This is a genomic window from Rhodococcus sp. 27YEA15 (assembly GCF_049739425.1).
Taxonomy (GTDB): domain Bacteria; phylum Actinomycetota; class Actinomycetes; order Mycobacteriales; family Mycobacteriaceae; genus Rhodococcus_F.
On sequence record NZ_JBMHHW010000001.1, the window covers coordinates 837,874 to 849,255 of the forward strand.

Sequence of the window (11,382 nt, forward strand, 5' to 3'; positions counted from 1 at the left end):
CGTGTGTCGACATCTCGGTTACATCGGTCCGATCACCTCGGTGCGTGACCTGCTGGTGGGCGGGACTCATTCGCTGGTGACGCAGTCCTGGGCGCCGCGCGAGATGCGCGGAGGTGGAACGATCAACGCCGACGGCTTCGGGGTCGCCTGGTGGGATCGCGTCGATGTCGGCCGATACCGGAGTGTGTCGCCGATCTGGTCCGATCCGACGGTCGACGAGACGTTGGCGTACGTGCGTTCCGGATCGGTTGTCGCTGCAGTACGTTCTGCGACCGAGGGGATGGCCGTCGAGGTGGGGGCCTGTGCACCGTTCCTCGACGGTGGCTTCGCCTTCAGTCACAACGGTGCGGTGCGTGGCTGGCCTGGATCGGTTTCGGCTCTGGCCGAAGAGATTCCCGCCGTCGACGTCCTGGCGATGTCGGCGCCCACGGACGCGGTGTGGTTGTGGACGCTGGTTTGCCGACGCCTACGGTCGGTAACGGTGGCGGCTGCTCTGACCGGTGTGATTCGCGACGTGGCCGCGGCGTCACCTGATTCGCGACTCAACCTGCTGCTGAGCGACGGCACTGAGCTGTGGGCGAGCGCATGGGGACACAGTCTGTACGTCCTCGTCGACGACACGCGCGCCGTGGTCGCTTCGGAACCGTTCGACGACTCACCCGGATGGGAGCAGGTGCCGGACCGGCATCTGGTCTGCGCGCGCCCGGGGCACGTGAGTATCACTGCGATCCTGACGGGAGAAACATGAGCACCACGACGATCGAGGAATACCTGACACCGGGCGAGCTGGTCGACGCCCTCCGCGCCGACGCTCGCGCCGGACTGACGTCGAACCCGAAATGGCTTTCACCCAAATGGTTCTACGACGCCAGGGGCAGCGAACTCTTCGAACGCATCACGGAACTGCCGGAATATTATCCCACCCGAACCGAGCGAGCCCTGCTTGCCGACTGCGCCGACGAGATCGCCGCGTTGACCGCTCCCGAGGTGCTGATCGAACTGGGGTCGGGTTCTTCGGAGAAGACCAGGCTGCTTCTCGACGCGATGACCACTCAGGGCTCGTTGCGAACTTATGTGCCACAGGATGTCTCGGTTACGGCACTCGAGAGTGCATCCAGGCAGATCGGATCGGAGTTTCCCGGCGTCGCGGTCACCGGGGTGGTCAGCGACTTCACCGGATCGCTGAATCATCTGCCTGCGGGCGGTCGACGCGCGATCGCATTTCTCGGCGGTACCCTCGGTAACCTGATCCCCGACGAACGTGCGGACTTCCTCTCGGCGATAGCCGGTGTCCTGGATCCGGGGGAGAATCTGATCCTGGGCGTGGGGTTGGTGACAGACCCGGCTGTACTCGTGCCGGCCTACGACGATGCGGCGGGGGTGACGGCGCAGTTCAACCTCAACGTCCTCCGGGTACTCAACGGTCAACTCGGTGCGAACTTTCCCCTCGATGCGTTCCGGCACGTAGCACTCTGGGACGCCGAACACGAGTGGATCGAAATGCGTCTCGAGGCAACGCGTGAGGTGTCGGTACGAGTCGAAGATCTGAATCTGAACGTCGAGTTCCACTCCGGTGAGCAACTGCGCACGGAGATCTCGGCGAAGTTCACCGAGACCGGGATCTCGGCTGAACTCGAGGCCGCGCGGTTTCGGTGTGCGGAAGACGTGGTCGGACCCCGACTCCCGATTCGCCCTGATGTGCGCAGAGCGCGCATGACCGCGAGAGAGGTGCATCGCCGGTAACTCGGGTCCGGCAGATCGATCTGGGCACCGCACGTCCACTGCCCGGTGATAAGACTGCGCGGTGACAGGACCGCAACCGATTGCTCGGAGTTCACCGGTCCGGCCAGGCGGTGCTCTCACGCCGATTGGCCACCCGGAGTGCAGCATTGGAGACCGAGCGGTCCGATCGCTGCAGCAGAACGGCCCTGCCGCACGATGGAGGCAAGGCCGTGAGGTGGACCTCGCCGCGAGGTGGGTCCGACAAACGAGATCAGTTCGACGCGGCGATCCGTGCCTTTTCGAGAGCGGCCAAGGTGCGCAGGATCGTCGCGCGTTGCTTGTTCAGATCACTGAGCCGTGCGCGCGCGGGCAGCCCCTGGGCCAACTCGGCGACCTTGATCTGCTCGTCGATGGAGCCGAGCTGATCCAGTAGCCCCAGAACGCGTGTCTGCAGCGTCTCCATGTCCACCGTGTCGGTTTTCACCGGGGCGGCGACGCGGGTGGCCTTGGGCGCACTTGCGGGGCGCGCCGACGTGTTCTGGGTCGTGTCGGCGACCACGGTCGCAGCACGCGGGCGGATCGCCTTGCGAACAGCTGCGGCGTCGGGCAGTTCGTCCATGCGGATCTCGTTCAACACCCGGCGTGCTTCACGGGCATTGACGCGGTACTCACGCTCTTCGTCGTCGTCGGACTGCAGCGTTCCGCCGAGCGGGCGTAGGCCGTACATTCCGAGGAAGCGTTTGGCATCGTCGATGATGCCTTCGTTCTCGCGACACTTCCCGCATCGAGGTTCGTTGCGGAACATGTCCACCGCGTCGTCGTCTCCGCACCAGACACACGATCCCGGGCGCCACCGCCGGATCGTCGGGACGGTTGAATTCACGGAATGAGATTCAGGTCGGGATTCTGGTCGAGATTCCAGGGTTTGCGCGTCGATCACGACGAGCCACACTAGGCGAATATTGCGTGGCGGTGAACACCAGTCCAACTTCGACCTGGGATTCTTCGGCTCAGCGTGACGAAAATCATGTTATTTGTTTTAAATGTCGGTATCTGCATGGCGCGCAATTGGTTTCGTGACGACCGTGTGGTCTGTTTTCGATCCCGCACGTCCACGATCGACTGCGCTCGTGAAACGCCGGAGGGCACGTATTCGACGATCGCGAAATCGTGAACACGTGCCCTTCGGCGGTCGGAACTAGGCGCTGCCGTTGAACAGCGAAGTCACAGAACCGTTCTCGAAAACTTCCTTGATGGTCCGAGCCAACAACGGTGCGATGGAGAGCACCGTCAGGGTCGGGAACTTCTTCGACTCGTCGATCGGAAGCGTGTTGGTGACCACGACCTCCTTCGCCCCGCAGGTCGACAGGCGTTCGGCGGCGGGATCGGAGAGCACGCCGTGCGTGGCGGCGATGACGACGTCACCGGCACCGGCCTCCTTGAGAACCTTGACCGCGCCGGCAATGGTTCCACCGGTGTCGATCATGTCGTCGATCAGTATGCAGGTACGACCCTCGACGTCACCGACTACGCGGTTCGATTTGACCTGGTTGGGTACCAATGGATCTCGGGTCTTGTGAATGAAGGCCAACGGGGCGCCACCGAGTGAATCCGCCCACTTCTCGGCAACCCGGACGCGGCCCGAATCGGGGGAGACCACGGTGATGTTCTCGAGGTTGTAGCCCGCCCGGATATGGTCGGCCAGCTGACTGTGCGCGTGCATGTGATCGACGGGACCGTCGAAGAAACCCTGGATCTGATCGGTGTGCAGGTCGACGGTGATGATGCGATCGGCACCTGCGGTCTTGAGCAGGTCCGCGATCAGGCGAGCCGAGATCGGCTCGCGGCCGCGGTGCTTCTTGTCCTGGCGCGCGTACGGGTAGAAGGGCAGAACGGCGGTGATGCGCTTGGCAGATCCACGCTTGAGAGCGTCGATCATGATGAGCTGCTCCATGACCCACGTGTTCAGCGGTGCCGGATGGCTCTGCAGAACGAACGCGTCCGATCCGCGAACCGACTCCTCGAAGCGAACGAAGATCTCACCGTTCGCGAAATCGCGTGCAGTCTGGGGAGTGACCCGGATGTCGAGTTCCTTGGCCACCTGCTCAGCCAACTCGGGATGCGCGCGACCCGAGAACAACATCAAGTTCTTGTGGTTGTCGATCCAATTCGCCGTCACTGGTTCATGCCATCCTTTTGTACTTGCTGATCGATCTGGTGGTGATCATTACTGTCCGGTTCGGCCGCGGCAGCAGCGGGTGTTCCCGGACGGTTCTTGGCAACCCAGCCCTCGATGTTGCGCTGTGGGCCGGCGGAGACGGCCAGCGCCCCGGGCGGTACGTCGACACGAAGGACGGTTCCGGCGCCGGTGTAGGCGCCGTCCCCGACCCGGACCGGCGCGATGAACATCGTGTCCGAGCCGGTTCGTACGTGCGACCCCACCACAGTACGGGTCTTCTTCACGCCGTCGTAATTGACGAAAACGCTGGACGCACCGATGTTGCTGTGATGTCCGATGGTCGCGTCCCCGACGTAGGTCAGGTGCGGGACCTTCGAATGCGCACCGATGTCGGCGTTCTTGGTCTCCACGTACGCACCGAGTTTGCCGTGCTCACCCAACCGGGTGCCGGGTCGGAGGTACGCGAACGGCCCCACAGTGGCATCGGCGCCGATGAGCGACTCACTGGCATGGGAACGGACGACGGTGGCGCGGGGGCCGACGGTGACGTCGGTCAACGTGGTGTCGGGCCCGATCACGGCATCCTCGCCGACACTCGTGGTGCCGGTCAGATGCACGCCGGGTAGCAATGTGACGTCCTGTTCGAGGGTCACCCCGCAATCGATCCAGGTGTTGGACGGGTCGACGATCGTGACGCCGGCACGCATCCACGCTTCGAGGATCCGTCGGTTCTTCTCGCGGGCGAGGTTCGACAGCTGTACGCGGTCGTTGGCGCCGGCGACGAGGTACGAATCGGCTATGTGTTGGGCACGCACTCGCTTACCGGCCCGTCGGGCGATCTTGATCACGTCGGTGAGATAGAACTCGTGCTGTGCGTTGTTGGTGTCGAGAGAAGCGAGGGCAGAACGCAGATTCGTGTGGTCGAAGGCATACACGCCCGAGTTGACCTCGGTGATCGACCGTTGGGACTCGGTTGCTTCCTTCTCCTCGACTATCGCGTTCACCTCACCGTCCGTGGTGCGCAGGATGCGCCCGTATCCGGTCGGGTCGGTGGCGGTCGAGGTCAGAACGGTCACGGCGGCCGCAGGTTCGGCGGTGTGCCGACCGAGCAGGTCGGCGATCGTGTCGCCGTCGAGGAGCGGGACGTCGGCTGCGGTGACCAGGACGGTGCCGTCGAAATCGTCGGGCAGCCCCTCGAGGCCGCAACCGACAGCATGTCCGGTGCCTTTCTGTTCTGCCTGCACGGTGATCGTGATGGACCGTCCGAGTTCTTCCCCCACGGCCACGACGGCCTCGGTGACTCGTTCACGGTCGTGGCCCACCACTACCACCAGATGGGAAGGGTTCAGGGCGGCTGCGGCATGAAGGGAGTGTCCGAGCATGGTGCGACCGGCGAGGGTGTGCAGAACTTTGGGAGTCTTCGACTTCATCCGAGTACCGGCACCCGCTGCGAGAACGATCACGGCGGTTTGCACTGGTTTGAGCTCCCTCTTGTCGATCAACGCATGTAACTCGACTGGAATCCCATGCTGTTCACAAGCTCCGCCGCCAGGACTCGAACCTGAACTATCTGAACCAAAATCAGAGGTGCTGCCATTACACCACGGCGGATTGCCACGCCCCCGCCGGATCAAGTGCGGTACGCGCGAGAGAATAATCGCATGCCGACCCGCCGTAGGTCGAACCGCTACTCCGATCGAGGGTCGGCGACCCCGATAGGCTGACTGCGGACGCAGTGCTGGGATCGGACGCCCGATGGGGGATCGTCGCAGGAAAACCCGCATATTCGCCCACCGGTGTGAGAGTGAGGAAGAGTCATGGCAACGACGGCAGGTCCGACCGACGGTGAGTCCGCCGCAGGACGAGCCCCCCGTATTCGAATGACCGGAACTCAGCGTCGGCAGCAGTTGATCGAGATCGGTCGGGCCTTGTTCGCCGAACGTGGTTACGAAGCGACCTCCATCGAGGAGATCGCGCAGCGGGCCGCGGTCTCCAAGCCTGTGGTGTACGAGCACTTCGGCGGCAAGGAGGGCTTGTATGCCGTGGTCGTCGATCGCGAGATGTCACGACTCCTGGAGATGATCACCTCGTCTCTGGCACAGAATCGCTCGCGAGTTCGGCTCGAGCGAGTTGCGCTGGCGCTGCTCACCTATGTCGAAGAGCACACGGACGGATTTCGCATTCTGGTTCGGGATTCGTCGGTGGTGGCACCGAGCGGTACCTACTCGAGCCTGCTCAACGACGCGATCAGTCAGGTCGGCTACCTGCTGGCCGGGGATTTTTCCCGCCGTGGCTTCGATCCTGATCTGGCGACGATGTACGCCCAGGCTCTCGTCGGTATGGTCTCGACCACAGCGACCTGGTGGCTCGACGAGCGGTCGCCGTCCAAGGAAGTGGTGGCTGCGCACCTGGTCAATCTGTGCTGGAACGGACTGACGAATCTCGAGGCGGACCCCCAGTTGGAGGGTTGACCCAGCGCGTTTGCCACGTAGTGGTCATGCGCGGTCTAAGCTGTGCAGGCTGTATCACTATCGTTTGATGGGCAAATATATACATGTTTGTCGTAAGGGTCGGGTGCCAGATCCGAGCCTTGCATGTCAACGCTGTGACCGGGGGCGGGTGACCACCCGCTCGATGTGTGTGATGGGAGACCGGATCGATGGTGAGGCAGGAACGGGCGGAAGCCACCCGGGATTCGGTGCTGCGCGGCGCCGCAGGGGTGTTTTTGCGCTTAGGGTATGCCAACGCCAGCCTGAGCGAGATCATTGCCGAGTCGCAAGTGACGAAGGGCGCACTCTACTTCCATTTCGGTTCGAAGGAAGAGTTGGCCAGGGCGGTGATCGACGAAGGGTCCGCGCGGTTCGACGTGAAATGCGAACTGTGGTTGGACCGCCGCACACCGGCGCTCGAGGCGTTGATCGGGATTTCGTCCGTGATAGTCGATGTCGGAGCGCACGACGATCTGGTTCGAGCGACCTTCAGGCTGCTGGTGGAGATCGGCGACTACAAGGGTTCGGGTCCGGCGACCCTGGACGTCTGGTTCGACATCTACCGTGAATTGGCCAGTCGGGCCGCCGAGGAAGGCGATCTCCGATCCGGCGTCGACTCGGCCGACATCGCCAGGCTCTTGCTGCAAGTGGCTGCCGGCGTTCGATTGTTGGCGGCGGGTACCAAGACCGTTCGTGAACTGTCGGAGTCCATGAAGTCGTCGTGGAATCTGATTCTGCCGGTTGTCGTGCCCGATTCGAAGGTCGAGTATTTCCGGCAGTTCGCGGACCGGCGGCTCGCCAGCGAGCACTGAACGGCACCCAGCGAGCACTGAACGGGCGTTGAACGGCAGCTGAGCCGCTGCCGAAGCGCACCGCAACCGTAATGGTCGGCTCACGCTCGCGCAGATGAAGAGTTACCCGGAGCTTTAGCATCCCTTTGGTTGGTATATCCGGTTTTAACGCGCGTTTGAAACATACCTATAGTATGTTTACAGTGGTGTTGCGCGTCGAAAAGTCCGCTCTTGCTGTCCACTGTCGTACTACGGTATGTTCTAGTGGTAGCTGGGCAATTGCTAGGCGAGCACTCAGGCGGTAGAGCGGTGACGGAACCGGCGCACCGGACAGCGTAGGGGGCTGCCCGGCGTGTGCGGGGACGAAGGGGAGTGGTGATGGGTGAAGCGGTGAAGACTTCGATGCCGGACCTCGTACCCCGGATCGGATGCGATGTCGTCAATGTCGTGGACGTCAGTCGCAGTATCGACCTGTTCGGTCAGCGGTATCTCGAAAGAACGTTCACATCCCACGAGCTCCAGACGTGTGCCGGGCCATCCCGAGACCAGCGGTTGGCCGCGCGGTTCGCGGCCAAAGAGGCGGTGGTCAAGGTTCTCCGGCCCGACGACGTCGCAATTCCGTGGAATTCGATCGAGATACGCCGCGAGCTCTGGGGCGGCTGTGGAGTGATTCTGTCCGGCGCGGCCGCGGAGCTGGCGCGGGCTCAGGACCTGCAAGATTTTCAAGTATCCATCTCGCACGAAGCGGATGTCGCGATCGCCATGGTGATCGCGACTCGTTCGGGCTCGCGCACAGACAAGAAGGACGACATCGCAGATGACTGATCAGGCAATTCGGAAGGTACTCGAGGAGCACGGTCGGCTCGCGGTGGACGTCGGAACTCTCGACGTCGACGCCGATCTGTACGAGCTCGGGCTGACGTCTCATGCCAGCGTCAACGTCATGCTCGCCCTGGAAGACTCGTTCGACATCGAATTCCCCGACCAGCTGCTTCGTAAGAGCACGTTCGCCAGCGTCACATCCATTCAATCCGCCCTGGCGGAACTCGGTGCTGCGTGAGTGCGTCGCATTCGCCGGTCTCCACCGGATCTCCGCTGGAGAGGGCGGTACGGATAGCCGACGAGGTCGCCGCAGTGTGGGCCGACGACGTCGATGTCAAGGCACGTTTTCCCGGTGAATCCGTCCAAGCCTTGCAGGGGGAGCGATTGCTGTCGGTAGCGGTACCGAAAGAACTGGGGGGTGAGGGTCTCTCGCTCGCCGAGGTCTCCGAGATAGCCCGGGCTCTCGGTATGCGCTGTGCCGCAACGGGAATGATCTTCGCGATGCATCAGACTCAGATCTACTCGTTGATCCGGCACGGCAACACCGACGCGCTACGCTCGTTCGTCGAGGAGACCGCCGATCGGCAGTTGCTTCTCGCGTCCGCCACCACCGAGCTGGGAATCGGTGGCGATGTGAGCCGAAGCTATTGCGCGGTAGACGATCTCGGTGGTCACCTGCTTCTCATCAAGAACGCTCCGGTCATCTCGTACGGGGAATACGCCGATGCGATAGTCGTGACGGCCCGACGGACACCGGAGAGTCAACCAAACGATCAGGTGCTGGTCGTCTGTCGATCATCGGACCTGACGCTCGAACGCACTACCGACTGGGATACGTTGGGGCTGCGGGGAACTTGCAGCCTGGGATACATATTGCGCGCTACGTCCACGCCCGACATGGTGGCGCACACCCCGTACGACGACATCTCCACCCACACCATGCTCCCCGTTTCGCATGTCGTGTGGAGTTCGGTCTGGCTCGGGATCGCCGACGCGGCATTGGCGAAGGCCCGGAAATACGTGCGAACTGCTGCGCGTAAGCAGCCGGGAGTATCCACTCCGGGCGCGCTCCGACTTGCCGAAGTCGCCGCAGATGCACAACAATTCGCCGATCTGGTCGAGGCGTCGGCCCGCCGCTACGATCGCGCCGCCGCCGAGAACGAACGATCTTCCGACTTCGAGGCCTCCGCTGGAGTCGGGTTCTCGCTCGCGATGAACAACCTGAAGGTGACGGCGTCGAGATCGGTGGTCGACATAGTGGGTCAGGCCATGTTGATCTGCGGAATCTCCGGCTACCGCCAGGACAGCGAATACTCGCTGGGACGGCATCTGCGCGATGCTCATGGTGCGGCAGTGATGGTCAACAACGACCGAGTCATGGCCGGCTCGGCCAATCTCGCGATCGGATACCGAGGGACGATATGACAGGGACGATATGACATCCGAGTCCGTCGCCGACGCGAGTGGCAAAGACGTGTCACCGCTCGATCTGTCCAGGGCTGCGTTTCAACGTGATCTACTCGAAGCCGGACTGTTGGTGGACAGCGGGGTATCCGGCTTGTACGGCCGCAGCGGTGCCTTCGAGGACATCGTGGACGGTATCGATCGTGTCGTCGTTGCCGCAGGCCCGGGTACCGCGGCGACCAGACTTCGTTTTCCCCCGGTCTTTCCGCGGAGCAGTTTCGAGCGCACCGACTACATCGCTTCGTTTCCCAATCTGACCGGAGCCGTCAACACCTTCACCGGAACGAATCGAGAGCATGCCCGGCTGTTGGCCGATCGTGCCGACGGCCTGCCGTGGGACAGTTACCTCGAGCCCACCGAGACGGTGATGGTTCCTGCGGCATGCCATCCGGCATATTCGCTGTACACCGGTGTGCTTCCCGACGCGGGAGTGCTTCTCGACATCTACGGGTTCTGCTTTCGCCACGAACCCGCTCTCGATCCCGCCCGAATGCAAGCATTCCGGATGCACGAATTCGTCTCCATCGGCGACGCGGCCGCGGCTCGGACACATCGCGCATCCTGGATCGAACGGGGACTGGGCGTCCTCGGCGAACTCGAACTCGACGCGACACCGGTGATTGCCAACGATCCGTTCTTCGGCCGCGCCGGGAAGCTGCTGGCCGCAAATCAGCGGGAGGAGAACCTGAAAACCGAGTTGACCGTGCGGTTGTACGGTGACCTCGACGAGGGTACGGCGATAGTGTCCTCCAACAATCATCTCGACCATTTCGGTCGGACCTTCGACATCGAAACCGCTCAGGGCGAGGTTGCCCACAGTTCGTGCGTCGGATTCGGCATGGAGCGAATTGCTTTGGCGATGCTTCGGACTCACGGTTTGGACGTCACACGGTGGCCGTTGCGGGTTCGCGAACGAATGGGCTTGTGATGTCGCGCCTGATCGACGTCACGCCGGACGGCTACCAGCCCCATGCGTTGCACCGGGACGATCGCGTGTGGGCGCAGACCAACTGCTACATGGATTTGTGGATCGAAGTCCTTCATTCGCTCGATCTCGATCCCGTACCAGGATTGGTATGTGCGTTCGCCTCACGGTTCGACGGTAAGCAGTGGACGTTCTTGAAGTACAAGGCCGAGGACATCTTCGCGTTGTACGGGATCGACGTCGCCGAGATGAATGTCTGGCGGGCACCGCTGGTGCACGTCGAAGACAACCTCGAAGTGGGCATGCTCTCGACGGTGGAGGTCGACGGATTCTGGTTACCCGACACCCTCGGGGCGGGCTACCACGAAACCCGTTCCAAGACGACCATCGTGCCCAATCGCGTCGATCGCGGCGCGCGCGAACTGGAGTACTTCCACAACAGTGGGTATCACCTGTTGCGTGGCGACGATTTTGCGGGAGTCTTCGATCTGGATCGAGCATCACTCCCGCAGTTCGTGCCGTACGTAGAGCAGATTCGGCTGGCGCCGACCCCGGCGATCAACGTGGGAAACGTCGCCGAGGTGGCCAGACGGAACATCGCAGTGCGCGCGCCGGGTAACCCCGTCCGTGATCTGGGGCATCGGGTGATCGAAGACCTCGAATGGGTGCGGAGTGCCGGAATGGGTGCGTTCCATCTGTGGTCCTTCGGATTGCTTCGCCAATGCGGAGCAACCGCTGAACTGGCAGCGGATGCCAGTGAATACCTCGACACGGCAGGATTCCCCGGAACTGCCGGTGCGGCAGCCGGATTCCGTGCGGTGGCCGCCGGAGCGAAGAGCGTTCAGTTCCAGATGGCACGCGCGGCGCGCGGGCGGTCGGTGAATCCGCGCGAACAACTCGACGAGATGGCGCGCTCGTGGGAAGAGTCCATGGACGTGGTTTCGGAGATCATCGGGATCGAGTCGCAGCGACATCTGCGACTGGTCTAGT

General features: G+C 62.7%; 11 protein-coding genes, 1 tRNA gene and 1 pseudogene. 9 read left to right on the plus strand and 4 right to left on the minus strand.

Translation table 11 applies throughout. From position 1 onward, the window contains the following. Position 1 precedes the first annotated feature (1 nt). Positions 2-748, plus strand: a complete 747-nt coding sequence (gene egtC, locus ABH922_RS03940; RefSeq protein ID WP_424805682.1) for an ergothioneine biosynthesis protein EgtC — start codon at positions 2-4, stop codon at positions 746-748. Next, positions 745-1,717: pseudogene (gene egtD, locus ABH922_RS03945) on the plus strand (L-histidine N(alpha)-methyltransferase). The gene egtC and the pseudogene egtD overlap by 4 nt, the downstream one beginning before the upstream one ends. A gap of 276 nt (positions 1,718-1,993) precedes the next feature. Here egtD and ABH922_RS03950 read toward each other — a convergent pair. From ABH922_RS03950 to ABH922_RS03965, 4 genes are all read right to left on the minus strand, one after another. Beyond that, positions 1,994-2,662, minus strand: coding sequence for a hypothetical protein (locus ABH922_RS03950; protein ID WP_424805683.1), 669 nt, complete (start codon positions 2,660-2,662; stop codon positions 1,994-1,996). Positions 2,663-2,920: 258 nt separating this feature from the next. Beyond that, positions 2,921-3,901 carry a ribose-phosphate diphosphokinase gene (locus tag ABH922_RS03955; RefSeq protein WP_424805684.1) on the minus strand — a complete coding sequence of 327 codons (981 nt, stop codon included), beginning with the start codon at positions 3,899-3,901 and terminating at the stop codon, positions 2,921-2,923. Continuing rightward, positions 3,898-5,376 (minus strand): bifunctional UDP-N-acetylglucosamine diphosphorylase/glucosamine-1-phosphate N-acetyltransferase GlmU, encoded by a 1,479-nt coding sequence (gene glmU, locus ABH922_RS03960; RefSeq protein ID WP_424805685.1) that lies wholly within the window; start codon positions 5,374-5,376, stop codon positions 3,898-3,900. Before glmU ends, ABH922_RS03955 begins: the two co-directional genes overlap by 4 nt. Before the next feature lie 65 nt (positions 5,377-5,441). Beyond that, a tRNA-Gln gene (locus ABH922_RS03965) sits at positions 5,442-5,512 on the minus strand. Between the two features lie 269 nt (positions 5,513-5,781). On the opposite strand from ABH922_RS03965, the gene ABH922_RS03970 reads away from it, so the two are divergent. The 7 genes from ABH922_RS03970 to ABH922_RS04000 all read left to right on the plus strand — a co-directional run bounded on the left by ABH922_RS03970 (position 5,782) and on the right by ABH922_RS04000 (position 11,381). Next, positions 5,782-6,372 carry a TetR family transcriptional regulator gene (locus tag ABH922_RS03970; RefSeq protein ID WP_424809559.1) on the plus strand — a complete coding sequence of 197 codons (591 nt, stop codon included), beginning with the start codon at positions 5,782-5,784 and terminating at the stop codon, positions 6,370-6,372. A 188-nt stretch (positions 6,373-6,560) separates the two neighbouring features. Next, the gene (locus tag ABH922_RS03975; protein WP_424805686.1) at positions 6,561-7,202 is read left to right on the plus strand and encodes a ScbR family autoregulator-binding transcription factor; all 642 of its coding nucleotides are present in this window, start codon (positions 6,561-6,563) and stop codon (positions 7,200-7,202) included. Between the two features lie 357 nt (positions 7,203-7,559). Then, positions 7,560-8,006: a holo-ACP synthase gene (locus ABH922_RS03980; protein ID WP_424805687.1), complete on the plus strand. Its 447-nt coding sequence runs from the start codon at positions 7,560-7,562 to the stop codon at positions 8,004-8,006. Beyond that, positions 7,999-8,241 carry an acyl carrier protein gene (locus ABH922_RS03985; RefSeq protein ID WP_424805688.1) on the plus strand — a complete coding sequence of 81 codons (243 nt, stop codon included), beginning with the start codon at positions 7,999-8,001 and terminating at the stop codon, positions 8,239-8,241. Before ABH922_RS03980 ends, ABH922_RS03985 begins: the two co-directional genes overlap by 8 nt. Then, the gene (locus tag ABH922_RS03990) at positions 8,238-9,428 is read left to right on the plus strand and encodes an acyl-CoA dehydrogenase family protein (RefSeq protein WP_424805689.1); all 1,191 of its coding nucleotides are present in this window, start codon (positions 8,238-8,240) and stop codon (positions 9,426-9,428) included. The genes ABH922_RS03985 and ABH922_RS03990 overlap by 4 nt, the downstream gene beginning before the upstream one ends. A gap of 10 nt (positions 9,429-9,438) precedes the next feature. Further along, complete coding sequence (locus ABH922_RS03995; protein WP_424805690.1) at positions 9,439-10,395, plus strand: amino acid--[acyl-carrier-protein] ligase; 957 nt, start codon at positions 9,439-9,441, stop codon at positions 10,393-10,395. After that, positions 10,395-11,381 carry a DUF1839 family protein gene (locus tag ABH922_RS04000; RefSeq protein ID WP_424805691.1) on the plus strand — a complete coding sequence of 329 codons (987 nt, stop codon included), beginning with the start codon at positions 10,395-10,397 and terminating at the stop codon, positions 11,379-11,381. The genes ABH922_RS03995 and ABH922_RS04000 overlap by 1 nt, the downstream gene beginning before the upstream one ends. Position 11,382 lies beyond the last annotated feature (1 nt).